The sequence below is a fragment of the Maribacter sedimenticola genome (genome assembly GCF_900188415.1).
In the GTDB taxonomy this organism is placed as follows: Bacteria; Bacteroidota; Bacteroidia; order Flavobacteriales; family Flavobacteriaceae; genus Maribacter; species Maribacter sedimenticola.
The window spans coordinates 275,176-301,467 of the sequence record NZ_FZNV01000002.1 but is presented as its reverse complement, the minus strand read 5'-3'; the positions used below and the strand labels follow the sequence as shown (position 1 = coordinate 301,467).

General features: G+C 36.3%; 25 protein-coding genes. 10 read left to right on the top strand and 15 right to left on the bottom strand.

From position 1 onward, the window contains the following. Positions 1-107 precede the first annotated feature (107 nt). Together CHB68_RS06335 and CHB68_RS06330 are read left to right on the top strand one after the other, a co-directional pair. Complete coding sequence (locus CHB68_RS06335) at positions 108-653, top strand: HD domain-containing protein (RefSeq protein WP_245838848.1); 546 nt, start codon at positions 108-110, stop codon at positions 651-653. 20 nt (positions 654-673) lie between these two features. Beyond that, positions 674-1,267 carry a Pycsar system effector family protein gene (locus tag CHB68_RS06330; protein WP_222430287.1) on the top strand — a complete coding sequence of 198 codons (594 nt, stop codon included), beginning with the start codon at positions 674-676 and terminating at the stop codon, positions 1,265-1,267. A 105-nt stretch (positions 1,268-1,372) separates the two neighbouring features. Here CHB68_RS06330 and CHB68_RS06325 read toward each other — a convergent pair whose 3' ends face one another. The 4 genes from CHB68_RS06325 to CHB68_RS06310 form a co-directional block, all read right to left on the bottom strand. After that, positions 1,373-2,854 carry a hypothetical protein gene (locus CHB68_RS06325; RefSeq protein ID WP_089260026.1) on the bottom strand — a complete coding sequence of 494 codons (1,482 nt, stop codon included), beginning with the start codon at positions 2,852-2,854 and terminating at the stop codon, positions 1,373-1,375. Then, positions 2,851-5,070 carry a hypothetical protein gene (locus CHB68_RS06320; RefSeq protein WP_089260025.1) on the bottom strand — a complete coding sequence of 740 codons (2,220 nt, stop codon included), beginning with the start codon at positions 5,068-5,070 and terminating at the stop codon, positions 2,851-2,853. The genes CHB68_RS06325 and CHB68_RS06320 overlap by 4 nt, the downstream gene beginning before the upstream one ends. Positions 5,071-5,168: 98 nt before the next feature. Next, a complete protein-coding gene (locus tag CHB68_RS06315; protein ID WP_089260024.1) occupies positions 5,169-6,494 on the bottom strand; it encodes an adenylate/guanylate cyclase domain-containing protein in 1,326 nt (441 codons plus the stop codon). A gap of 9 nt (positions 6,495-6,503) precedes the next feature. Further along, on the bottom strand, positions 6,504-7,700 hold the full coding sequence (locus CHB68_RS06310) for an FIST signal transduction protein (RefSeq protein WP_089260023.1): 1,197 nt from the start codon (positions 7,698-7,700) through the stop codon (positions 6,504-6,506). Between the two features lie 402 nt (positions 7,701-8,102). Between CHB68_RS06310 and CHB68_RS06305 the strand changes: the two genes are divergently transcribed. After that, positions 8,103-9,599: a M28 family peptidase gene (locus CHB68_RS06305; protein WP_089260022.1), complete on the top strand. Its 1,497-nt coding sequence runs from the start codon at positions 8,103-8,105 to the stop codon at positions 9,597-9,599. A gap of 52 nt (positions 9,600-9,651) precedes the next feature. After that, positions 9,652-10,395: a DUF6090 family protein gene (locus CHB68_RS06300; RefSeq protein WP_089260021.1), complete on the top strand. Its 744-nt coding sequence runs from the start codon at positions 9,652-9,654 to the stop codon at positions 10,393-10,395. A 310-nt stretch (positions 10,396-10,705) separates the two neighbouring features. On the opposite strand, the gene CHB68_RS06295 is transcribed toward CHB68_RS06300, so the two are convergent. Both CHB68_RS06295 and CHB68_RS06290 read right to left on the bottom strand, forming a co-directional pair. Then, entirely contained in the window at positions 10,706-11,689 is a 984-nt protein-coding gene (locus CHB68_RS06295; RefSeq protein WP_089260020.1) for an SDR family oxidoreductase, read from the bottom strand. Positions 11,690-11,735: 46 nt separating this feature from the next. Beyond that, the gene (locus CHB68_RS06290; RefSeq protein WP_089260019.1) at positions 11,736-12,116 is read right to left on the bottom strand and encodes a glyoxalase superfamily protein; all 381 of its coding nucleotides are present in this window, start codon (positions 12,114-12,116) and stop codon (positions 11,736-11,738) included. Between the two features lie 136 nt (positions 12,117-12,252). On the opposite strand from CHB68_RS06290, the gene CHB68_RS06285 reads away from it, so the two are divergent. After that, the gene (locus CHB68_RS06285) at positions 12,253-13,086 is read left to right on the top strand and encodes an endonuclease/exonuclease/phosphatase family protein (RefSeq protein ID WP_245838846.1); all 834 of its coding nucleotides are present in this window, start codon (positions 12,253-12,255) and stop codon (positions 13,084-13,086) included. A 57-nt stretch (positions 13,087-13,143) separates the two neighbouring features. Here the strand turns inward: CHB68_RS06285 and CHB68_RS06280 are convergent, their stop codons facing one another. Together CHB68_RS06280 and CHB68_RS06275 are read right to left on the bottom strand one after the other, a co-directional pair. Then, entirely contained in the window at positions 13,144-14,277 is a 1,134-nt protein-coding gene (locus CHB68_RS06280; RefSeq protein ID WP_089260018.1) for a M23 family metallopeptidase, read from the bottom strand. Positions 14,278-14,339: 62 nt separating this feature from the next. Then, complete coding sequence (locus CHB68_RS06275; protein ID WP_089260017.1) at positions 14,340-15,173, bottom strand: alpha/beta fold hydrolase; 834 nt, start codon at positions 15,171-15,173, stop codon at positions 14,340-14,342. Positions 15,174-15,300: 127 nt separating this feature from the next. On the opposite strand from CHB68_RS06275, the gene CHB68_RS06270 reads away from it, so the two are divergent. The 3 genes from CHB68_RS06270 (at position 15,301) to CHB68_RS06260 (ending at position 17,856) form a co-directional block, all read left to right on the top strand. Continuing rightward, positions 15,301-15,909, top strand: coding sequence for an FMN-binding negative transcriptional regulator (locus tag CHB68_RS06270; protein ID WP_089260016.1), 609 nt, complete (start codon positions 15,301-15,303; stop codon positions 15,907-15,909). Between the two features lie 306 nt (positions 15,910-16,215). Continuing rightward, complete coding sequence (locus CHB68_RS06265; protein WP_089260015.1) at positions 16,216-16,710, top strand: CIA30 family protein; 495 nt, start codon at positions 16,216-16,218, stop codon at positions 16,708-16,710. Positions 16,711-16,920: 210 nt separating this feature from the next. Continuing rightward, complete coding sequence (locus CHB68_RS06260) at positions 16,921-17,856, top strand: LysR substrate-binding domain-containing protein (RefSeq protein WP_089260014.1); 936 nt, start codon at positions 16,921-16,923, stop codon at positions 17,854-17,856. A gap of 1 nt (position 17,857) precedes the next feature. Here CHB68_RS06260 and CHB68_RS06255 read toward each other — a convergent pair whose 3' ends face one another. Together CHB68_RS06255 and CHB68_RS06250 are read right to left on the bottom strand one after the other, a co-directional pair. Beyond that, positions 17,858-18,268 carry a lipocalin family protein gene (locus tag CHB68_RS06255; protein ID WP_089260013.1) on the bottom strand — a complete coding sequence of 137 codons (411 nt, stop codon included), beginning with the start codon at positions 18,266-18,268 and terminating at the stop codon, positions 17,858-17,860. Between the two features lie 77 nt (positions 18,269-18,345). After that, positions 18,346-18,543 (bottom strand): hypothetical protein, encoded by a 198-nt coding sequence (locus CHB68_RS06250; RefSeq protein WP_089260012.1) that lies wholly within the window; start codon positions 18,541-18,543, stop codon positions 18,346-18,348. A 143-nt stretch (positions 18,544-18,686) separates the two neighbouring features. Between CHB68_RS06250 and CHB68_RS06245 the strand changes: the two genes are divergently transcribed. Next, the gene (locus CHB68_RS06245) at positions 18,687-19,955 is read left to right on the top strand and encodes a D-alanyl-D-alanine carboxypeptidase/D-alanyl-D-alanine-endopeptidase (RefSeq protein ID WP_089260011.1); all 1,269 of its coding nucleotides are present in this window, start codon (positions 18,687-18,689) and stop codon (positions 19,953-19,955) included. Here the strand turns inward: CHB68_RS06245 and CHB68_RS06240 are convergent, their stop codons facing one another. The 4 genes from CHB68_RS06240 to CHB68_RS06225 form a co-directional block, all read right to left on the bottom strand. Continuing rightward, positions 19,956-20,456 (bottom strand): peptide-methionine (S)-S-oxide reductase, encoded by a 501-nt coding sequence (locus CHB68_RS06240; RefSeq protein WP_089260010.1) that lies wholly within the window; start codon positions 20,454-20,456, stop codon positions 19,956-19,958. Between the two features lie 23 nt (positions 20,457-20,479). After that, positions 20,480-21,061 carry a GDP-mannose pyrophosphatase NudK gene (nudK, locus tag CHB68_RS06235; RefSeq protein ID WP_089260009.1) on the bottom strand — a complete coding sequence of 194 codons (582 nt, stop codon included), beginning with the start codon at positions 21,059-21,061 and terminating at the stop codon, positions 20,480-20,482. A 136-nt stretch (positions 21,062-21,197) separates the two neighbouring features. Next, entirely contained in the window at positions 21,198-21,794 is a 597-nt protein-coding gene (locus CHB68_RS06230) for a gluconate 2-dehydrogenase subunit 3 family protein (protein WP_089260008.1), read from the bottom strand. Positions 21,795-21,797: 3 nt separating this feature from the next. Further along, the gene (locus CHB68_RS06225; protein WP_089260579.1) at positions 21,798-23,498 is read right to left on the bottom strand and encodes a GMC oxidoreductase; all 1,701 of its coding nucleotides are present in this window, start codon (positions 23,496-23,498) and stop codon (positions 21,798-21,800) included. A gap of 318 nt (positions 23,499-23,816) precedes the next feature. Between CHB68_RS06225 and CHB68_RS06220 the strand changes: the two genes are divergently transcribed. Beyond that, entirely contained in the window at positions 23,817-25,385 is a 1,569-nt protein-coding gene (locus CHB68_RS06220; RefSeq protein ID WP_089260007.1) for a M81 family metallopeptidase, read from the top strand. Here the strand turns inward: CHB68_RS06220 and CHB68_RS06215 are convergent, their stop codons facing one another. After that, positions 25,386-26,114 carry a DUF2461 domain-containing protein gene (locus tag CHB68_RS06215; RefSeq protein WP_317043806.1) on the bottom strand — a complete coding sequence of 243 codons (729 nt, stop codon included), beginning with the start codon at positions 26,112-26,114 and terminating at the stop codon, positions 25,386-25,388. Positions 26,115-26,292 lie beyond the last annotated feature (178 nt).

Below are 26,292 nucleotides of genomic sequence, written 5' to 3'. Positions count from 1 at the left end.
TTGAAAATATAAATTTTATTTTTTTCAAATTTCGTTACCATACAATGGTTACACACTTACATAATAAAGCATCTTACCCCAATTTAAGTTTAGAAATTCTTTCTTATATGAAAGACAAATGGCCTTGTCATCTAACTTATCATAGCATATTACACACTATAGATGTAGCCAATGTTTGTAATACATATATTTCTCACTATGCAATTGACAAAGACAACGCAGATTTAATTCGTATTGCTGCAATAAGTCATGATATAGGTTATTTAATTTCTCCAGTTAATCATGAAGAATTAGGTATTAAAGAAATTGAACCTTTTTTAAAAAAGGAACTTAATGAAAGACAAATTGCCACGGTTAATGGTTTAATAAGGGCTACTAAAGTTCCTCAAAAACCAACCACTTTTTATGAAGAAATTTTAGCAGATGCCGATTTAGATTATCTTGGAAGAACAGATTATAATAAATTGAGCAAGGAATTATTTAAAGAATTTATTTATTACAATGTTTTAGAAACAAAAGAAGAATGGTTACAAGTACAGGTGGATTTCTTAGAAAATCATGATTACCATACTGCTTTTGCAAAAGAAAATAGGTCCTCTCAAAAAATGTTAACCTTACAAGAAATAAAAAGTAAGATAAGGCCTCAGAAATAATTAATTATTATACCCCTAAAATGGAAAAACAGACCAAAACACAAAAAGATGCTAAAAAAAAGGTAGGCACATTGGTTAAGGGAAAAAGTGCACATACCGAAGAGCTTGTAGATCATTATTGGGGCAGCATCAATTATGTTTTTAGCTTAATAAAGGCATCTGAGATAAAAGCGGGTTTAATTTTATCTTTTTATGGTATTTTACTGAATATCATTTATCAAAATATTACGGCCGTATTACAGGACGAAGTGAGCAATATCCTCATATTAATCTTATTGGGCATTTGGATGCTATGCACTATTATTTCAATTTACTTTAGCGTTCGCTGCTTTATACCAAAAATAGAAGCCCAATACGACCCTAATATTTTCTTTTTTGGAGATATCATATCAAAATTTGGAACTATACACGAGTTTTCGCAAACCTTTTATAATATCAGTTTAAAAGAAGAAGAACTTTTTGATCAATTGGGTCAGCAAATTTTTATTATTTCCAAAATCTCCGCATATAAATTTAAATGTGTAAACTTGGCTATACGCTTTTTAGCATTTGGCCTCTTTGCCCTTCTTGGTGCCAGTATTATTTTTACCATGCTTAAGTTTTTATTTAACTAACATAGTGTATTAATATACAAAATTGGTAAAACCAATACGTTAGGATATGTATGTTCCCAAAATATTTTTGGATAACTGTTTAGTCTATTTTAAACATGTCCTTTATTAACTTCCAGGTATTTTCATGGTCATAAAAACTTCATAAAGTTTTTTATTTGTTGATGTACTCATATGCCCGTTACTTGTAAAAGTATTAGGAACAGGTGACAATATACCACCATACATATAACCTATAGAAACTGGTTGATTAAAATCTATGTTATTAAATATCTTATTTAAATCCAATATTTCTGGATGTCCTTTTAATGCAAACCCAGGATTTGCAAAAAACGTTGCATTAGTACCCAAATAGGTAGGTAAGATTTCATTAGGTGGTAATTGTACTTTTTCAATTGAATAAAATTCCCCATCTGTTAAAAATGAAGAAATCACATTGGAAAAAGGCAATTCGTTACCCATTTCGGGTACCGATAAACTATCTGCACCCGGCTTTAACGTCATATAGGATATACCCCCTAAAAATGTGGTATGATTGTAAAACCAACCCTTGTCGTTATAAAAAAGTGCAGCTTGTATCTTAGCACCGGTGTACAGGTTTGTTTTTTGATGAAAGCTGGTGTCAATTTCAATAGTAGGTATACCCGATACCAAACCATTTATATAAACGGGGTTCCTGTAGGCCATTTCATTATCTGTAAATACCCCACCGTAAATTACCGCCCCTATGGAATCATTTCCGTACATAACCGTTTCCGTCATGTTAAAGTCCCTTCTGTGTAGATTTTCACTATCCTCTAGTGTTAAGGTATCGCTCAATTGCCAAATTCCATTATTATTCAGCAAACTAAATTTTCGTATTGCATTCGTATAAACTCCAGTATAACCTGGAACATAGGCCTGCTGATAATTTTGACCACCTATAATGTAGAAATTATTGTTAACGACCATCATTTCGCCCCCAGTTACCTGCACATAAGGATTTTGAATAACTTTGGTAAAAACTTGTTCTAACGGTATTGTGGCATTATTAGTTACATAATCAATTAAGGATGGAAGATCAATTTCAAAAAATAGATCAGAGGTCCAATTATTTACGGCTGACGTATCCTTTACGGTAAAACCTCCTGCCAAGTACAATTTTTCATTAACCTGATAATATTGTTGACTTGTTGCCGATAGATTTCTACCATATTCCTTTGGTACAGGTACACCAATGCTTTGTTGGCTTTCTAGATCTATTACCCAAATAGAATCGTTTGCTTTATCCTTCCTAAAAGCGGGCGGATCATTATCCAAACTATGCAAACCAACAGTTCTGCCCCCAATAAGCAACCATTTACCATCATATTTGGCAACAGCTGCACTCTGAAATGCCGGGATTTTAAAATTCATCTCTGCCTCACGTACACTTACTTGAAACACATCTGGCACCTCATCATCTATTTTCGCCTTTTCTAAATGAGCGGCAACATGCAATTGCAGATTATTTTTAATTTGTACTTGTTTGGTCTTGTTTTCTTTACAGCCTAAAGTAAATAGCACTATTATAAAACAGACAATACCCCATAAATTTTGTGTGTTGATCATGCTTCTTGATTTTCATTCCCTAAAATTTGATATGCCCACTTTTGCAGTAATTGTCTTTGCTGTGCAGAAAGTTCCCTAGTTACCGGCATATACATAGGGCCGTTCCAACTGGTTTCGGCTATGGAGGCGAGCATTCTTCTTAATACCCACGGCTCTCTCCATGTTTCTTCAGTAAAGGGTAAGATTACTGCCATAATAGGTAATACCGTATGGTAATTGACCAATACATTTTCATAAATATCATCAAATGTTATGGAGGATTGGGCTAAAAGATTTTGAAGTTTTGTACTATATTCCAACACGCGTGTTGTTATAAAATAACCATTGGAAAGAAAATATTCCAATTTACTCCAATCTCCAGGCATTAGTTGAGATGTGGTAGCTGCAAAACCATACATGCAACACCCAGGTTTATCTACCGGATATGAAAATGGCATTCCGTCATAAATTGAAATGGGCATTTGAGATTTAGATTCTTCAGCTAAATTGATGGTTTGTACCCAACCTTGACAAGGCTCCTCTTTTTTTATAGGTATACCATTTTTGAAAGCCCTGATAAATATAGGCCCCTTGGGTAAACCATCGGACATATATCCTTCATTTGAACTTTGATTTTGTTCCGCATAAGAACCTTGTTGATCACTCAATATAAGATATTCATCTTCCACTGCTATTTTTTGTGTTGGCGTACTTAGATAGAAAGTACCATTGGTAAAATCAACTCCTGGTTTAGTAGGAAAATTAAAAACCCCTCCAATACTGATAAACCTTTCATAATTATAATGTTCACTATGACTTATACTGCCTATCAAACTAGGAATACTACTGCCTCTTTGCATAAAGTAGAGACTTATTACTCCTAAATCATAATTTTCGAATTTCGTAAATGGAGGTATAGAAGTATCGCCTCCATAGGGATAAGGAACTCCTAAATCCATACCATATTCCGGTATGCTGTTTATCATATCCAAAGAAATTATATTGTTTATTTGGTCATGATGAAGAAATGACGGTGGCAGTTGAACAGAGGTAGGTACCTTTAACTTGTTTGGAACGAATTTTAAGCCTTCTTTTACCGTTGGCGGTTTAATTTTATTGTCCGTATTGTCAATAGGAATATTCACAGATGGTGGATTCTTCAATATTCTAGCTATGGTATTGGTTTTCATATCACCATCCACATAAGGACATATAGATCCTGAAAAAGCTACTCTGGCCGGGTTTTTAGGCACTTTAGTTTGATTATTACCCATAGGCGTTGTAGGCATTTTACCGTAATCTGGATTGTGGACTTCATAAACTTCATGCACTGAAATTTTCATAGAAAGTGCAGTAACATTTTGTCCGGCATATTGGTTAAACAATGCCTGAAGTTCTGGGTCATTGTAATTGTTACTTGTACTATCCGTATTTGTTAAATCTATTGTAGAATAAAAATAGGTAGCACCACTCATTGGCATTAAACTTTTATCCATCCAATTCAGCATCTTACTCAATGTCATCCAATTAAATGTAGACTTACATGGTTTACCATTGAAAAAGGTTCGTTGCTGCCCGTTAGAATCATCGTAAATTCCCGCTTTTCCATAAAATAATTGGGTACAAGTCTGACCCTCGCTATCCACATCACAAAAAACAGCAGATGATCTTGGGTCTTCTGCAAAAAAATCGGTGTGAAAGGAAAGAGATGTTCCTAATATTTGAGATAAAATAGGAGGACAACCATTTGTATTTCCTGGACTCCATGTACTTACACCATTTCCATTAGGTAACTGTACACCTGTTATTCTCACATCTTCCGTATAAACACTCATATCACCATAATAGTTCCAATATCCGGGTTGTATCCAATTGGGTGAGTCTTTTGTAATTCCGTTATCAGATAAAAAAGTATATAGGTAAAACTCCAAAAACTGTTTGTCTTTATCATAAGTACCAATATTACATTTAGACCACTCAATAAAAATATCAGCATTGCTTATAGGGGTAATTTCCACATAGAATTCTTCTCCATCTGAAATTACCGGGAACTGCGGCCAAGTTAGTTTAACATATGCAACTTGGTCTTTTAATAAATATACTCTTGGTGGAAAATAAGGTAAAGCTGCGTTTTGGTCATACACTTTTAAAGGATGAAAGCGACCATTATTTGCTGTAGCAACGTCTAACAATACGCTGCCATGAAAATTGATACGTGGAAAATTAAATTGGCTCATGGTATGGTTCTAAAGTTATTTTTATAAAATAATCAAGGCATTATCCCTGGCGAGAACCAAAACGTTGTTAGCGTAAGCTAGCTGTTATAAGCGATAAATCAGCTTAATCTCTCTACGAAATACATATCTATTACTCCCTTGTTTTTAACATTTATGGCGCCCCTATGCGTGCAATCAAAATCTTTCCAAACCAAGTCATATGTAGATTTACTTATATTTATTTTACCAGGTTCGCAACTAGATTCCATCCGGGATGCTATATTAACAGTATCGCCCCATATGTCATAGGCAAATTTCTTTATACCTACAATACCGGCTATAACCGGACCACTATTAAGGCCAATTCTAATATCAAAATAATGCTTGTTCTCTTTTATTCGTTCCAATTTCGTTTTTTCTACAAAATCACGTATATCCAGTGCCGTATTAATGGCATCTATAGCATGTGTAAAATTTTTAACGGGTAACCCCGCGGCGCACATATAGCTATCACCGATCGTTTTAATTTTCTCAATCTCATACTTACTGATGATGTTATCAAAAGCACTATAGTAAAAATCGATTTCCGCTACTAATTCTTGTGATTCCAAGCCTTCACTGAACGAGGTGAAATTGACAAAGTCAGTAAAAAGTACAGTTACTACACTGTAATCCTTAGCTTTTGCAAACCCATTTTTCTTAAGCTCAAGCGTAGTTTCATAAGGAAGTATATTCAACAAAAGTTTTTCGCTTATTTCCTTTTCTTTCCGCAATTCTGCCGTTCTTTTTGCTACTTTTTTTTCTAGAATTTTATTACGATCTATTTGACTTCTTAAAGCTGAAATTACACTACTAATAGCTTCCAAAATATTGTGGTGATATGATACCAATCCTGTGCCGGTCTGTAATAATTGAGATCTTCTTCCAGTAAATATGTAACCAATTATTTCTTCCGTATTAATTATAGGGGATAAAATAAAATGGTCTATTTCTAATACTTGCCTAATTTTTGATATAAAATCTTTGTAATTTTCATTGTCATCACTAATGATATAGGATTTACTTTCTACAAAATCAGTATTGAAAGAAACACTTTTTTTTAAAATTGCTTCTTTATTATAGCCGTTAAATGCCTTTATAAACTTAGGCTTAAAAGATTGGTTCATTTCATTTTCTGGGATAAGTAACAGCGTTACATCCATTTTTAAACGAACATTGATATTTTCCGTAAGAAAATCTAAAAGTTCTTCTAACTTTAGGCCAGAATCTTTTTTATACTGTAAGGAAGAAATTACCTTAAGCCCCTCACTCATTTCCAATACATCTTTTGCCAATGCAGCATTTCTATACTCCAAAGACATATAAGAACTTGTCAGTTTTTTAAGTCTTTCTTTATAGTAATCAATTTCTTTCTGCGCTGACTCTGTATGTGTTGTTGAACTCATTTATTTAAATTATAACTCTGAAAATACACATAAAACACCTGTCCAATCAAGGGCTTGTAAATGCTCACCTACTTTGGCAACTTCCACACCTGAATAAAATCCAGCCAATGGAATTCCGTTTAAATTGTTACGTACTTCTTCCGCATCTTCGAATCCAACGCCAGAGAAGGGTTTTGCCCTACCCCCACAGTTAATATAAAAAGCAAACGAAGGATTTGGATTTTTTTCTTTCAACACATTAATAACATCTGTTACGTAGTTAGAATCCAAATTACGTCTCATTAATTGAACCTCGGTTCCCTCTTTAAGGTCCGGTTCAAACATTATTAAAGCCTTATTTTCTTCATCAACTGCCAGGGTAAGTCTATTGGCGTATTCACTTTCTTTAAACGCGCTGAATTTATCGCCTCTATTTACACCAAGGGTTACGTTCATGGCAAAGTCCTTGACATTTATACCGTGATTACCACCAAGTAATCCATCTATGACTTCTAATGCTGGTTGGTTGTCAATTTCTAACAATACTGGTCCGTTCGTTTTTGTAACCGTAATATAGTCACTACAAGGTTGGCAACCGTGCAATATTGCAACGTCCATAGTAAAATTACCAGACATTAAAATTCCAATAGCATTTTGGGTGTACACGTTATTATCTATATACTGGTAACAAGAACTCAGCATCATATCCGCCAAAAAACCACCTCCAGCTACTGCAAGCCCTGAGGGCAAGTATTTTTCTAAAGCAGCAAAAAGGGGTGTTGCAAAATTTAGCATTGGAGGATTTTGCTGCTTACTGGAATCATAGAACACAAATAAACCTTGGGAGTCGTCACTAATGGCTTCTTTAATTTTTTTACCAAGTTTATCCCCTACTGCGTACTCATCTTCCTTAAGATTTCCAGCGGCAAATGTTTGAAACCGAATGTTGTCAGAGCTGAATACGGTTACACCTACTTCAAAACCATCATAACCAATAAAATCATCTGTAATAATACCGAAGGAAGAACCGCCTGCCTTGGCAACATTAGGTAAAACTTGGTTTACACCTTTTAAAAACTCGTTGGGATCATGTTTGCCTCCACTAAAAATAAGAGCAAAATCAGGTCTTTTTATATTTCCATTTTGGAGAGCTAGGTTCGCAGCTTCAATTCCAGCACGTTCAGATACTGTCTGGTTGCTAAAACCAATACCTATTTTTGTTTCCATCTTTTAATTTTTGGTTTAGACAACCTTAAGGGGAAACGGCTGGCACTCACGTAAATATATGAAAAATATAGTTGAAAATCATTATTATGGATTTCAACATAATTCAATTTCATAATATCAAAATTTCAAGCCTAAATCATTCAATATTCTAAATTATTTTTACTAATTATGTAGTACTTCTAAAATTTTTAAAATTTATTGCGAATTATTCAATGCGCTATTAATTGGCGTATATTTCATTTAAAAGCTATGGATTCTAGTATTATTTTTAACAAAGAACATCCAAATACAAACTATAGTTTTATATCATTGGATTAACAGTAATTGGCCAAAAGCCTTTTGGACGGAGCTAGAAACTGTAAATAGGCAAACGACAGTATAACCATTTAAAAAAATAAAAGTATGAAATCCATAAAAATAATATTTACTATTCTAGGACTTTCCATATCTACCTTTGTTGCTGCACAGACAGATTCAGAAATAGCCGAGGAAACCGTTAATAAGAACGAAATTGAGGGCCATATTTACTTTTTGGCAGATGATGCATTAAAAGGACGCGCTACCGGTTCTCCAGAATTGAAAATAGCCGCATCATACTTAGCCAACACATTAAGAGGATATGGTCTTAAGCCCAACCCCAAAAATGGAACGTACTATCAAAATGTAGATTTGCACCATTACTTTTTGTCCGAAGACATAGAACTTTCATTTGGTGGACAAAACTATCCTGAAGTGGTTGCTTTTGATATAGATGCCATTGATAGTGAAGAGGATGCCATCTATCTTAATTATGGTCTTGAAGAAGATTATAAAGGCAAAGATGTAAAAGGTAAAATAATTATTGTAAAGGCTGGTACTCCAGAAAATAATGAATTGAGACCTGCCCTACGTAGTAGAGCACCTAAACGGGAACTAGCAATACATAATGGTGCAAGGGGTTTAATTGAAGTTGGTTCTTTTGATACTGCTTTATGGCCACGTTTTAAACATGCTTTTGAGGAGCGTACAAGTCTAACAGAAAGTGAAAAAGAACCTTTACCGCTTTTTTTATGGGTACAGACTTCTCCTGAAAACTTAGCAAAACTTGGTAACGAATCCATACCAATAAAAATTAAGAGTGCGGGAATCCAAAATGAAATACTAAAAACGCAAAACGTAATTGGAGTATTGGAAGGAACGGACACAAAGCTAAAGGAGGAGTATATTATCTATTCTGCCCATTATGATCATATTGGTATTGGCACACCCGATGCACAAGGTGATAGTATTTACAATGGCGCCAGAGACAACGCTATTGGAACCACAGCAGTTTTATCAATGGCAGAAAATTTATCCAAGTATCCTACCAAACGCTCAGCTCTATTTATCTTATTTACAGGTGAAGAATTAGGACTTTTAGGTAGTAGGTATTACGTAGAAAACCCGGTTATACCATTACATCAAATGATTTACTGCTTCAATACAGACGGCGGCGGTTACAATAATACAAGCTTAGCTACGATTGCCGGGTTAAACCGTACCACTGCTAAAAACAAAATGATTAAAGGTGCTAAGACCTTTGGGTTAAAAGCTTTGGATATTGATGAGGTAGCCCCGGAAGAAGGGCTCTTTGACCGAAGTGATAATGTAAGCTTTGCCAGAGTCGGTATCCCTTCTCCTACATACTCTACAGGTTTTGATGCCTTTGATGATGAAATAAACAAATACTATCATCAGGCTGCTGATGAGGCCAATAGTTTAGACTATGATTACTTGGTAAAATTTTATAAAGGATATATACTTTCCGGTCGTTCTATTGCCAATGACCCAGAAAGGCCTTATTGGATAAAAGGAGATAAGTATGAAGCTGCAGCAAATGTATTATATAGTAAAGTTCCTGAAGCTCCTATTAAAAATTGAATGCACTCTAAAATAAATCAATTTGACGCCCAGAAATCAGAACAATTGACCAATGATTAATTTCTTTAGAAAAATCCGAAGAAACCTGCTCGAAGAAGGCAAAGTCTCCAAGTACTTAAAATACGCCATCGGTGAAATTTTTCTCGTTGTTTTTGGAATATTGATTGCATTACAGATTAATAATTGGAATGAGTCTCGTAAAAGCAGAGAAGTAGAACTGAATTACCTCAAGAACATTCAAGAAGATTTACTATCGGATTCATTATATTTTGAAAGGAGTTGGTTTAAAAGAGGTGATAAAAAAATACAAGGCTTAAATAAAGCTAAAAATTATTATCTGAACGGTATTATACCAACCGATACCATCACATTTATAAATGATGTAGCTTATGGTGGTATTTATGGCATCGGCAGGCTTACCCCTAATAACAGAACTTATAATGAATTATCAAGTACCGGTAATATTAGTCTAATCTCAGACCAAGACATTCGTGATGAGATTGTTGCGTACTATTTAAATTTAGAATTCTTATATGAATATGGTGCAGATGCACGTAGTGATTATCCGCATTTTATGAACTCATATAAAGTATATAACCCTAAATTTCCAGATTCCGTAAGTCCCACCGAAATCCCCATTCTTTTAAAAATGATGCGTAAGGATAAATTTTACCAACTCACTAATTCAGAATTAACGTATGCCTATTCTATTTTAAGTAGGCTTGAGTATGCTAAAAGAGATGCTGCACTCCTATATCATAGAATAGATAATTATTTAGAGCATCATGAAAAGTAAGATTCAAGTTAGTATATAATTACTCATCACTTACCACTCCACGGTGAAGAAAATGATTGTGCACAATGTATACTTTTATTATAATTTCACAGTAAAGAAAAAATTCAGCAGACTCAAAGAACCCAACCCTTAATCTCCTCCCAAGAGGGGAAAACACGTTTTAGTTTGTGGGTTTCTGGCAAATTTGAAGTTTTAAAAACAACAATAATCTACCCAAAGTTCTTTTAAAGCAATAAACTATTCCCCTCCATGCAGGGTCTAGAGGTGGGCAATACAAATGGTGAATCAATCTGCTAGTGCTCTCAAAAATCTACAAACCTTTATAAGCCTTTAACACATTCTCAATCTTAGCCTCTGTCTCTTCATCTATGTTTTGAAGTTCTGGATGCTCTAACAACCACTTTACGGTCCTCTTTATCCCTTCCGAAAATGGAATTGTAGCTTTAAAACCCGGTACAAAGGTTTTTATTTTAGTATTATCAAAAAGTACACTTTCTGCCTTATCCGCTAATAATGTTCCTGTAAACGATGGTTCTTTCTTGCATATGAAATCTGATGCTATATGGACTATTTTCGCCTTTTTGCCCAGGGCATCGGCTAAAATTTTATAAATCATGTTCCAGCTTAGCACTTCATCAGAGGTAATGTGAAATGCATGTCCTATAGCCGTTTGTAAACCTAACAGACCAACGAAGCCTTTTGCAAAATCATCGGAATGGGTTACTGTCCAAAGAGAGGTACCATCACCATGAACTATAATTTCCTTACCGTTCAATATACGTTGAGCGGTATTAAATTTATCAAATCCGCCAATAGCTATAGGTATGACCGTGTCATAGGTCAATGATGGCCTTACAATTGTAATAGGGAATCCATTATTTCGGTATTCTTGCTGCAAACGGTCCTCACAAGCAATTTTATCCTGTGAATAATCCCATAACGGATTGTGCAACGGCGTAGATTCAGTGATTACCGGATAACTTAACGGAGTCTGGTAACAAGACGCGGAACTAATAAATATATATTGTTTGGTCTTTCCACTAAATAGTTCAATATCACGTTCAATATCTTCTTTGGTAAACGCGATCCAATTGACCACAACATCCCAATCATGTTTTTTTAATTCGCTTAATTCCTCGGGTTTATTGATGTCACCTATTATGGATTGTGCACCTTTGAGCTCAACTTTTGCCTTGCCCCTGTTCAACACATATAAATCTATTCCGTTTGCAATGGCCAATTTACTACTAGGTGTACTTATATTTCCGGTTCCACCAATAAACAATACTTTCATTTATTATTCTATTTATCTGATAATCAAATTTTTAAATTAACTTATATTATATATCCCTATAAAAGGTCAAACCATTTTTAAAGGGATCGTAAAAGGCAAATTCCTTGGTACCCCACGCCGTTTCTCGCAATAAGGTGTGGGGATTAAAAATATCCATTTCTGCGTATTCATTATACAATGCTTGGATATTTTGGGTAACGATACGCAACATGGGCCGATCAATTTCCAATTCCCATTCCTTAACATCGTGCCATTGTAAATGTATTTCTATAGCATCTCTTATGACCCCGGCATACTTAGGTTTTTTGGCATCATCCGCAAATGCAATCCTAAAACCCAAACGGTTGACATAAAAATCCAACGCCTCTACAACATCCCAAACGGGAAGCACGGGATGTATTTGATGTAAATAGCCTTTTACCTCCATACCGTGAAAATACAAAAAGCAATAAATAACAGTTGTTAAGAAAGCGTTTATACTTTGAATTTCACCTTATTCGTGAGTGAAAACAATAACAATATCATTATCTTCATAAAGCGAAAACAACCTATAAATTCAACAAATGAAAATTGCGCTTCAAATATTAATATTTCTACTATTTACAACAACTACTATAGCACAAGATGCCATAGTAATGAGCTATAACATTAAATATGACAATACCGGTGACACCATAAATAATTGGAACGATAGAAAAGAAGCCATGGTTAATCTAATTACACATTATCAGCCGGGGATTGTGGGTATGCAAGAGGTGTTGGACAGACAATTGAGTTATTTGAACCAACATCTAAAAGGATTCAATTACGTTGGCGTGGGTCGTGAAGATGGCAAAACAAAGGGCGAGTATTCCCCTATTTTATTCAATGTATCTAAATATAAAATGATACAAAGTGAAACTTTTTGGCTGTCCGATACTCCCCAAAAAATTTCTGTGGGGTGGGATGCGGCACTAGAACGAATATGTACCTATGCCTTATTCCAAGACCTACAAACGCAAAAGCAATTTTGGGTGTTCAACACACATTTTGACCACAGGGGAACGTTAGCCAGGGAAAAATCCGCACAGTTGATCGTGGCTAAAATAAAAGAGCTCAACACAGAAAATTTACCCGTTATACTTATGGGTGATTTAAATTTAAAACCCCAAGAAGCACCAATTCAATATTTAAAAAATGTGCTACAAGACGGCCAATCAATTTCCAGACAACCCTTTTATGGGCCAACTGGTACGTTTAACGGGTTTGATCATAAAAAAAACCTTACGGATAGGATAGACTATGTATTAATAAAGAATGCAACCGTAAACAGGTATATGCATATTGATGACCGCATGGAAAATAATAAGCATATCTCTGACCACCTTCCGGTATTGGCACATGTTCAATTAAATTGAACACTTAATTCTGTGGGGTCATAAACAATGCTCAAGGCCTTTTTGAACAACCGTTTATTAGGGTGTAGCTACTAGACTACTATGAACGAAAGCCTTTTTACCGCTAGCGGTAAGTACATGGGCCCACTTGTTTGTATAGCCCAGTAATTGTAACGTATCACTTTTAATTGCCTCTCCCACAACCAAACTATTGGTGGTAGGACTATTTCTTAGATTGGCCCTTGTTGAAGAAACCATTAGTTGAGGTATGATCGGCAAAGGATTCGTCAGTTCCGGCTTGGTGGTCTTCCATACAAATGGTAACGGATTAACCGCTCCTTTACCAGTTTTATATATACCGAAATGTAAATGCGGCGCAGTAGTCCTAGCATTGCCTGTATTACCTACCAGACCCAATGTATCTCCTACGTTGACCCTATCTCCTACCTGTGCCATAATACTATCTAAATGGGCATAGTAAAGCGACTTTCCCAACAAACCGGTACGCAACCATACTTGTTTACCGCCCAACCCCCTATTACCTGCTGAAGTAATTCTACCCTCCGCGGCGGCAACCACCGGGGTGCCGCGTGTGGCAAATATATCTATACCTTCATGTAAACGTGCGCCGGCATCACGCTTGGCACCCCAAAAACTTTGTACGGCATCATTAGTGCTCCCTGCCACAGGAAACATGAACCTGGGCGTATTGTACATTTGTATCTCAAAATCACCTAGAGCATTTATTTCCGGTTGTATCAATATTTTATAGGTACCTGTTGTTTCAATGTCAACCTGCAATATAGGGCTGTTGATTTCATTTTGTGCAAATTGAGTAATGCTACTATCTGATTCTATTTGCAAGACGTCTATAAAAAACCGACTCTCTTCTTCCCTATTTTTTATATCAACATGTAATGTTACTCCCTCTTCCAAAAAGAGGTTATAACTATAGACCACATACCTATGGGAAAACCCTTTGGCTATTTCCACATAGGGCAAATTAATGAGCAAACTATCTTTTCTTGCTTCTTTAAACGCTCTTTCCCATATGGCAAACTGTTGATTATCGTTCTCAAAATTTCGTGCATAAATTTCCCTTGCGGTAGGTTGTACCAGTACATCTGCCACCTTTCTTATCTGCTTGCAACCTATTAAAATAAGTACAAGAAGTAGAATTGCACATTGTATAAAAGTCGTTCTTCTTATCATGAAACTTCTGGAAAAGAAAAAATCGGGCAAAGTGGCCCGATCTTTTCAACTTAGTCAAATGCTTATTTTTTTAAAAAGCCTATTAGGATATCGTTCAGTTCTTTGGCATGGGTAATATTAAGCCCATGTGGAGCCCCTTCAATGATTTTATAGGTATTATCGTTAATTTCCGCTGCTGCCTGTTTGGCCGAGGTTTCAATGGGCACCGTAGCATCTGCATCTCCATGTACGATCAACGTAGGTACATCCACATTCTTCAACTCGGACCTAAAATCTGTATGCATCCAAGCCAAAGCAGTCTGTATGGTAGCTCTGGGCGAAGCAAAGGAAGCAATGGTAAAATCATAATCTAGTTGTGCCTGACTTACCCGCTCACCTTTATTCTCGTCAAAATTATAGAACCCTTTGCTGAACTCCTTTAAAAACCCTACCCTATCGTTTTGTAGAGCATCTATAATTCCATCCAAATCCTTTTCCGCTACCCCATCTGGATTGTCAGATTTTTGTTTCACCAAAGGAATAATTGAGCTGATCAATGCCGCTTTTGCAATTTTATCAGAACCGTAATCCGTTAAATAACGGACTACTTCTCCACCACCCATAGAAAACCCGACAATAATGGCATCATTTAAATCCAATTTTTCAATTATGGCCTGTAAGTCACTGGCCAAAGCAGAATAACCATAGTCTTCCCATGGTGCGGAAGATGTACCAAACCCTCTCCTGTCATAAGAGATACACCGAAACCCTTCCTCAACGATTTTCCATACTTGTTGTTCCCAAGATTTCCTACTTAACGGCCAACCATGTATAAGTATGACCGGTTGTCCACTTCCATAATCTTCATAAAATATATCTACAGGTTCTTTTGCTTTTGTATTTGTTATAAATGGCATATTCTTTATTTAAAAATTTCAATACAAGATAGCTATCGTCATTGAGTAGACTTAGCGTAAAACATTAAATAATTTGCTCATAAAAAGGAAGGAATATCGTTTATATTTACGGTATAAAACGTAATCCATGTTTATACCGGAACACTACAGGAACAATGACCCAACAGAGATACGCAACTTCTTAAAAAATAATAGTTTTGGTATTCTAATCAATACCATAGAAGGTAAACCTTGGGGTACACATATTCCTTTGGAACTTACCCAAAATAAAAAAGGTTCTGAGGTTTTGGTAGGACATATAGCCAAGGCAAACCTTCAAAGTAAAAATCTAGCAAACGGAAATCAAGTCCTATGCATTTTCAACGGTCCGCATAGTTATATCTCCTCCTCTTGGTACACAAAAGAAGAGGTTCCAACATGGAACTATGTTGCCGTTCACGTTTATGGAACGGTTAAATTACAAAGTCAAGAAGAGCTTCTAGATGCCCTGCATCAATTGGTTAATAAGTATGAAAAAGCTTCTGAACATCCTATCTCCTTAAATGATATGTCCAAAAAAACCATGAGACAGGTTACGGGCATAATAGGATTTGAAATTACCATTAATGAGATACAGGCCGTTCACAAATTATCGCAAGGCAGAAACCAAGATCATGCTAAGATTATTGACGAATTGGAAAAAAGAGGCCCTGCAGAGAAGGCGGTTGCGGGTGAAATGAGAAAAATGATTCCTTAACATAGTAGAAACAACAAACCATTTTCAATTTTTGACGTAAATAAGGTAGATTCTTAAAAAGGCTATTATCATGACCTATCTACTTTTTTCCCTAATTATGACGTTTGTATCGGTATTATTATCAATTACCTATTTTGCCTATAAGGACTTAGAACACTATTTAGAACATAGGCCATAAATGGAGAGAATATAACATGGCCCCTTTTTACTTACTCCAATTTTATTAAGTCAAATTATACTTTAAATGGATGTACATGTACCTTAGGCATCGTGTACTTTTAAATGGTTATTAATTTAAGGAAATTTATGAGCGATGTTTTAATGATTTATCAATTTTCCAAAGAAAGGAAACTTAGCAACTGGCATATAGTAAATGATGAGGTCATGGGCGGTGTCTCCATGGGACTTGTTCAACTGAACAAAGAGGGTAAAGGTGTTTTCAGCGGACATGTATCCTTAGAACACAATGGCGGTTTTTGTTTAGTGCGGTACGATATGGATAGGATAGATGTATCAAAGTTTTCATCTTTTGAAATTAGGTTAAAGGGCGATGGAAAAAAATATCAATTTAGATGTAAATCCGGAGAGCATCAACGGCACTCTTATATTTATCATTTTACGAGTAGTAAGGAATGGAAAACCATTAACATACCATTCTCGAAAATGGAACCATTTTTTAGAGGAGATGCCCTAAAGATGCCTAATTACCATGGCGATTTTCTTACTCAGATAGGTATTCTAATTGGTAATAACAAAGAAGAGGATTTTAATCTTGAATTGGACTATATCCAATTAAAATAACACCTTTTCATAACACCTGTAAGTATTATATTATCAACGTTTTATCAATACCATTATCAGCATTTATTAGAATTAATACCATAATTTAAGAGCATCTGTTCAACCGTAGTATTTCATTTCCAATTTGGATTAATAATTTAATGATACAGTGAAATCATTTATAGGTTCTAAATATAGTTTTTGGTAACTTTATAGCCTTAAACTATACATATGACCATTACCCAATTGCAATATGTACTTGCCGTAGCGGAATATAAAAACTTTACGCTTGCTGCAGAAAAGAGTTTTGTTACACAGCCTACCCTTAGTATGCAAGTACAAAAGTTAGAGGATGAACTTGATATTCTTCTTTTTGACCGTAGTAAAAAGCCCATTACCATAACAGAAGTTGGTAAAAAAATTGTGGAACAGGCCAAGAATATTGTCAATGAGGCATCACGGATAAAAGATATTGTTGAACAGGAAAAAGGATATATTGGCGGGGATTATGTGTTAGGAATTATACCTACCATAATGCCAACGTTACTACCTATGTTCTTAAAAACCTTTATACAGAAGTATCCAAAGGTAAATTTGATCATAAAGGAGCAGAATACGGAAAGCCTGATCAAAAATATACAAGATGGCCATTTGGATGCCGCAATAGCGGCTACTCCTTTAGAGATAGATTTTATAAAGGAACGACCCTTATACTATGAACCTTTTGTTGGGTATGTACCTAATGAGCATCGTTTGGGCAATAAAAAAGAACTGGTCCCGGAAGATTTGGATATAGCCGATATTTTATTGCTACAAGACGGACATTGTTTTAGGGAAGGCGTATTAAATCTTTGCAAGACACCAAAAATAGGCGGTGAACATTTTAGTCTGCAAAGTGGAAGTTTTGAAACCTTGATCAACCTATCTAACGAAGGACTGGGAATGACATTACTCCCCTACCTGAACACCATTGAACTAGATACCGGAAAAAAGAAACAACTTAAATATTTTAAAGAACCTTCACCTGCCCGTGAAGTTAGTTTGATCTACCACAAAAAAGAACTAAAGGTACAAATAACCGATGCCCTAAAAGATGTAATTACAAGTGTAGTACGCGGTGCAATTGCTTTTCAGGATGTTAAGATTATTAGTCCGTTGAACAAATAAACTACTGCTTCTTGTAGCGGTAATAACAGCCTTCTATACACATATTGGGGTACGTAGGCGACAATGTCAAAATTGTTTTCACGTCATTAAAATTGGCGTTAAAGCCCAAGGTATCTTTTGCCGTATCGTTATTTACATATAGAATTAGTTCATTTTCATTTATTTCATAATCTCCTGTTTGCCCTGGTGTTGTTGCCGTGGCCGTTTTTTGAAAACTACCATCTGATCGGAATAAATACATATGCCCTTCGGCTACATCTTTCCAATCGGTTTCGCCACCTGGGCTTATATACGTTTCCTTTAGCAACCACTCACCCACTATACCCGTTTCATCTATTGGGGTATCGTAAAAAACATCATCTTTTTGACACGTTAGAAAGAACAATAATAAAATTGATATGGAAATTTTCATAACATCTATTTATTAAATAGATACAGAAACAGCTAATTGGTTGCTTACAAAAAGAGCCACTTTACAGTGGCTCTTTGTTATGATTTTAAGTAAATTAAACTTTGTTGTAATTCTGGCTTGTCCGTAATATAATGTTCCAACCAGATTTTCAATTCTTCTACCTCTTCCGGTAGTAAGGTCATGAGCGCTTTTTTTAATTCTTTGCAAAAAAGCAATGTATCAAAGCTCACTTTTTTAAGTACTGTCTTACTATACTCTAGCATTGAAATAGCCATGATTTACATTAATTAATTAGTTTGTTGTGGTATAAAGATAAACAGATTTGGAGGGTTAATATTGCATATAAAAAGTTAAAGTAAACGTTTGCGTGTTAAATTTTTCAAGATTTTAAAGATGAATCTTTTGTACTTTAGAAGCCATGAAGAATTTACTTTATATCCTTTTAGTTACATTGACCTTTACCGCTTGCCGTAGCTCTAGGGCCTTGCTTACAAAACAACTGGATAATAAGTTATCTACCCCATTTTATAAAAATCAATTTACAGGTATTTTAGTGATCGATGCCGAAACCAAGGATACCATATACGATCGTGAAAGTGATAAATATTTTATACCTGCCAGTAATACCAAAATATTCACCCTGTACACCGCTATTAAAACCATCCCAGACCACATACCTGCCCTTAAATATATAGAATCTAATGACACCCTATATTTTGAGGGAACAGGCGACCCATCATTTCTACACCCGTATTTAAAGGATTCCACTGCATTTACATTTTTGAAAAGCAAGACCAATTTGGTGTATGTAACGGATAATTTTCAGGATAAAAAATATGGTCCAGGTTGGGCATGGGATGATTATCAATGGTATTATTCCCCAGAAAAAAATGCTTTGCCCTTATACGGAAATGTGGTAATGATAAATACAAATCAAGGAATACAGGTCACTCCCCCTTATTTTAAGGATAGTGTGCTAAATATGAACCATACCGACCAACGCAAGGAAACTTCCAATTTATTTTTTTATCCAACCCAAGGTCGTGATACTTTAGAAATACCCTTTATAACGAGTACGGCAACTACACGCTCTATCTTGGAAAATACCTTGAATCAAAAAATTACAACACGGCCGCGTATGCCCAAGGGAACAAAAAAAACCTTGCGTGGCATAAATGCAGATTCCCTATACATTAGAATGATGCACGAAAGTGATAATTTTATTGCAGAGCAGTTATTGATCCTTGCGGCATCTGAGTTAAAAGATACGTTGAGCAGTGCTATGGCCAGAACTTACATCTTGGAGAACCAGCTGGCCGATCTAGGTCAATCACCGCGTTGGGTAGATGGTTCCGGCTTATCAAGGTACAATTTGTTTACCCCACAGAATATGGTTGAAGTTTTAAACAAACTATATATAGATTTACCTAGGGAACGTTTATATACTATTTTCCCTGCCGGAGGACTATCCGGTACATTAAAAAATAGATTTGCCGGCAATCAAAAACCATATATTTATGCCAAATCGGGTAGTCTGAGCAACACTTATTGCCTAAGTGGATATTTAATTACAAACTCTGGAAAAACCTTGATTTTCAGTGTAATGAACAATCATTTTAGAAATTCAACAAGTGATGAACGCACCCATCTTGAAGCAATGTTGCAAATGCTACGAGATCACTACTAACTAAGTTAACCTTGTAGAAACATGTTCAACATACTTCTCTTTCAACAAGTTAATCTTGGGCGCTATGTGGGTTTTACAGAACGGTTTATCAATATCGCTGAAATAATAATTTTGAAATTGTTCTTCGGATGAATTAAAAGTTCCGAACGAAAGTATATCCGTAATAATCGGGGCATTAAAATCTTGTTGCAACTCTGACATAATTTTTAATAGAACAGGCTTGTCATTTTTCTCAAAATAGTAAATGGCAGAACGATACTTGTTACGCATAGAATGGTTCTTGGTACTTCTATGAGTATCTAAATGAATGGCAACCAAATCCTTCAAATCTATTATCTCTGGACTATAATGTACAATCACCGCTTCCGAGAAACTTCCCATATTCTCCAATGGCGCAATAAAACCTTGTTCAACCTTAACAACGCCTTTAAGTGCCATAAATACAGCTTCCGTACACCAGTGACAACCACCTCCAAACCCTATGGTATCTAAATCATCCATATATTTTTGTCGGATGTTTTTGTTTAAACTAACCCATTTAATTTGGCATACTGTAGTAGTACAATGGTTTTTGCGTCATTGATTTCACCAGTGGCGATCATTTCCATTGCTTTATCAAACGGATATTCCAATACTTCAATATTTTCAGTTTCGTCCTCAGCGCCACCACCTTCACTGACTTTCATACTGTCATCGTACTCACCTACGAACAAATGCAAGATTTCGGTTACGGACCCGGGGGACATATAAGTTTGCATCACTTTTTTGACATTATTGATCTTATACCCAGTTTCCTCCTCGGTTTCCTTCCGTACACAGTCCGCCGGGTTGTCACCGTCCAATAAACCGGCACAAACCTCTATCATCATACCATCATCATTTCCGTTTACATAGGTAGGCATCCTAAATTGTTTGGTCAATACCACTGTACCTTTATGCGCATTGTACAAAAGTATGGCCGCCCCATTTCCGCGGTCATATGCTTCACGATTTTGCGTTTCCCAAGTACCATCTGGTCTTTGGTATTCAAATGTATATTTATTAAGGGTGTACCAATTATCCGATAAAATTTCCCTCTTTATGTTGCGCACTTTATTATTTTTCAATCTACAAGAAATTTAAGTTTGACCATAAATATACCTTAGAATCTTGATTCCATTAAAAAACCATCATAAAGAATATGCATTATGATGGTCTATTGTAGTGAAGCTATTTAAAGCATCTTACTAGAATTTTAAAAACTTAGCCTAAACTCCATTTATTCCCAACCTCGGAAAGCGGCTTGCAAGGTTCATATTCTCCTGGAACGGGATCATAATTCAAAACATTTTTACCAATTTCTTCAGACGTCATATATGCCCAAATGGCCATGGACTTCATTGACCTGTAAAAACCAATTTCTTCTTGAGGCCCTACACCAGCACCCCATACGCCTTTGCCAAATTTACCTGAACTTTTTTCGGCCTCATTCAATACGGCCGTTTTATCATCATCGCTTAAATTATAAAATACATCACCATATTTAGAAGAACAATTTTCATTAAAAGCGGCTATATCCGCCCTCATATGTTCTTGTCCGGCCTTATCGTAAGATTTAGCAATTACCGTATCGATGAAAATATCAGATTTTACATCTAAGGCCCCTGGCGTATCTGTTCTAGGTAAAATCTTATCTACCAAGGAAGCAATAGTTTTTGCCTCTACATCCGTAAAGTACAACGGTTTCCAATCTAATCTATTTTCAGATTTACAAGATTCAAATAATGAAAGCATGGAAGGCATTAAAAATGTTGCTCCCGCAAAAAGTCCTGTTTTTTGTAACGCTTTTCTTCTGTCCATTGCCTAGATATTTAATTTTTTTAATTCGGATACCGCATAGTCCGCTGCCCTGGCCGTTAATGCCATATAGGTTAATGAAGGATTTACACAAGATGACGAGGTCATACACGCACCATCCGTCACAAATACATTTTTAGCGGCATGCACTTGGTTAAATCCATTTAATACGGAAGTCTTTGGATCACGCCCCATTCGTGCTGTACCCATTTCGTGCACTCCGTATCCGGGCGGATGCTCATTATCAAAGCCTAAAACATCCTTGACCCCGGCTTTTGTGAGCATTTCTACGGCATCTTCCTGTATTTGTTTGTTCAACGCTTTTTCATTTTCCTTGAATTCAGCATCTATAGTTAATGTCGGTTGCCCCCATTTATCCAAAACGTCCGTATTCAAGGAAATTTTATTATCGTGGTACGGTAGGCATTCCGCAAAACCTGTTATGAACATTTCCCATGGACCGGGTTTTAGTATGCTATCCTTATAATCTGCTCCAAAGGCTTCTACATTTGCCGCATTACCTCCTCTATAGGCTCCTCCTTGATAACCAAAACCACGTAAAAATTTATCAGATTTACTCTTCTCATCAATATTCACATATCTGGGAATATAGATACCATTTGGTCTTCTCCCTTTATAATATTTATCTTCAAAACCTTCTACCGTTCCTATTGCACCTACCCTATAGGTATGGTCCATTAGGTTATGGCCCAACTCACCACTATCATTACCCAATCCGTTTTCAAAACGGTTAGATTTAGAGTTCATGAGTATCTGTGTTGTGCTTAAGGTCGATGCGTTGACGAATATTATTTTTGCCGAATATTCTATGGCCTCATTGGTCTCGGAATCAATGATTCTTACTCCGGTGACTTTTTCCTTTTTTTCATCATAAATCAAAGATTGAACAATTGAGAAAGGTCGTATGGTCAGGTTTCCTGTAGCATTTGCCGGAGGTAAAGTAACGGCATTACTACTAAAATAAGCTCCGTACGGACAACCACGGCTACATCTATTTCTATTTTGACATTGGCCCCTACCGTTGTGGGGTTGGGTTAAATGGGCTACCCTTCCAATAATCATGTTTCTACCGGAAAACTCCTCCTCTATCCTACTTTTCACATGTTTTTCAACACAATTTAATTCCATTGGTGGTAAAAAATGACTGTCCGGTAATTGCGGTAAACCTAAGGCCTCTCCACTAATGCCCGCAAATTTCTCCACATAGGTATACCAAGGTTCTATATCCTTGTATCGGATAGGCCAATCTACTCCATGGCCGTCCTTGGCATTTGCCTCAAAATCCAAATCGCTCCATCTGTAGGTCTGCTTGCCCCATAACAAAGACTTACCCCCCATTTGATGGCCTCGCAACCATAAGAAAGGCTTTTCTTCCGTATATGGATTAGCTTTATCATCTGCCCAAAAATGTTCCGTATCTGTACCGATCCAACCAGACCTGATTGCCTTATAATGTTTTTCTTTCTGCTCTGGTGTTAGACCGCCCCGTAGTTCCGTTTCCCAAGAATCCACGTTCATGGTAGGATAATCCACTACATGCTCAACAATACGCCCACGCTCCAGCACTAATGTTTTCAATCCTTTTTCACAAAGTTCCTTTGCCGCCCATCCGCCACTAATTCCCGATCCAATAACGATCGCATCATAGGTAACCTCCTTCTTTGCATCAATATTAAAATTTGCCATTATTTGGTTTGAGTTGATTTCTACACCCAATTTAGTTGATTTAATGCACGTGTCAAACTTTGTTCACTTTCTAGCTATTTGCTATCTACATAGATTTCAGCCTAAACTTTAAAATTAAGTGTTGTGTTTACATCATAATATGGATTAAACAATCAAAAAACCAACATCCATATCTTCGAAAACCTTTTCGTTAAAAGTGTGCCTAACAGGTTATTTTATTACATTGATAGCCTCATACAGGTCATCGGGCAAATACTATTGGTTTTAACACTGCTTTTTTTCTATCTTTTCGTAACAAACCATAAACCAACTTCTGTATTGAAAACTACTTACATTTACTTGATTCTGTTCGTATTGGTTCTTTCTTCCTGCAATGAGGGTACAAAGGACCTGCAACAAAAAAAATTACCGAGAATTGCCATTGCCGGTCTAGGAATTGAAAGTAGCACGTTTTCTCCAGCCCTTTCTACGGAAGAAGCCTTTCATGCAAAAATTGGGGATTCCGTCTATAACAGATATCCTTTTTTACAGGTGGATTCATTACAGAGACAAAGGGCAGAATGGATACCAACACTGGTAGGCAAATCTTTACCAGGAGGTACCGTAACGAGAGAGGCTTATGAATCCTTGGTAGCCAAAAGTTTAAAACTTCTTGAAGAAAACGGACCGTATGACGGACTTTTTTTTGATATACACGGTGCAATGAGCGTTGTTGGTTTGGATGACCCCGAGGGAGATTTGATAGCCCGTATACGTGAGGTCATTGGCGATGATGTTCTGGTATCAACTTCCATGGACTTACATGGCAATGTCTCTGAACGATTGGCACAACATTCCGATCTCATTACATGCTATCGTATGGCGCCGCATGAAGATGCAATACAGTCTAAAAAAAGAGCTGTTTCCAACCTTATAGATAGATTGGAAAATGGCAAAGGTAAACCTGCATACAAAGCTTGGGTTCCCGTACCCATACTTTTACCAGGGGAAAAAACGAGTACGCGCATAGAACCGGGCAAAAGTCTGTATGCAAAAATTCCGGATATCACAAAACAAGACGGAGTCATTGATGCGGCTATCTGGATAGGCTACGCTTGGGCAGATGAACCAAGAAATCATGCCGTGGTTATGGTGACCGGTGATAATAAAGAGCAAGTTGAACAGGGAGCTGAACATCTAGCACAAAGTTTTTGGGAGGTTAGAAAACAATTTGAATTTGTAGCCCCTACCACCACTTTGGACGAAAGTTTGAAATTGGCATTGGCCAGTGACAAAAAGCCATATATGATCAGTGACATGGGAGATAACCCTACCGCTGGCGGTGCAGGTGATGTAACATGGACATTAAAACAATTGCTCGCAAGGCCAGAGTTTGCATCTGATAATGGTACATCGTTAATTTATGCCTCCATTCCCGGACCAGAATTTGTAGCTAAAGCCCTTGAAATAGGAGTCGGCGGAAAAATTAAAGCTGAAGCTGGAGCTGCAGTGGATAACCGCTTTGCAGGACCATTGACTTTAGAAGGTACTATTACGGCCATAAAGCAAGGCGATGTCAATGCAGAAGTTGAGGTCGTAGTGAAAATTGGGAGCATACATGTTATAGTTACCAAAAAAAGAAAGCCTTACCACCATTTAAGCGATTTCACCAATTTAGGACTGAACCCAAAGGAAACAGATATTGTAGTCGTAAAAATAGGTTACTTGGTACCTGAACTATATGATATGCGGGGGGATTGGATTATGGCCCTGACTCCTGGAGGGGTTGACCAAGACCTAAATAGATTGGGGTACAAGCGTATTAAAAGGCCAATGTTTCCTTTAGATGCCGATATGGAAAACCCGGATCTATCCGCACGGTGGATACCGGCCTCCAATGCCGATTAACTAAACCGTAATCGCCTTATTCAAATAACGTCTAAAGGGTAGCATCTCCTTATACACTTCAATTAATCGTTCTTCGAAATTTGTATGAAAAGTCTGCTCCGTGGCAAAGGTTATCTCAACCGCAAAGGTTTTATGACGGAGCAATTTTATATGCTTATGGTCTTGCGCAAACCCTTTAGGTGCTTTGGTCAGTTTTACATCTTCATATAATCCGCCAAACAGCTTTTTGAATGAATTTTTATTCAGAATTTTTTGAAGTTCATCACCATCATAATCTATAGCCTCCCTAACACTACGTACTATTTTTGGTTCCGGTCTCCATAAACCGCCAGCAAAAATGCATCGTTCTATACCCAACTCAAAATAGAAATCTGCTGTCTTTGGTTTTTTATCAAATCCGGCACCAAAGTGATCTTTGTACACGGGTTTGTTGGGATGAAACATCAAATTATTATTAATTCTATTGATGCCCTTTTTACCGGGCGTATCGTAATAATCCTTATCAATATTTGATAGTCTATTATTCATACCATCTAGCCAATTGATATATTCATCCCGTACTTCCTTATACCATTTTCGGTTTGCGTCCATCCATTCCTTATTGTTATTCTTTTGAAGTTCTTTAAGGAATTCTATTTGATTTTTGAAACTCATTAATTGGTTGTTCGTTGATGGTTGATGGTTGTTCGTTGTTCGTTGCACGTTGATGGTAAAAAAATATAAACTCAAGCTCAAAAATCTAGTTCGAGAATCAAATTCATTTTGTACCTCGTACTTAATACGTTGTACTTAATACTTTGCACTTAATACTTAATACTTAATACTTGATACTTGATACTTGATACTTGATACTTGATACTTGATACTTAATACTAAATACTTGATACTTAATACTTGATACTTACCA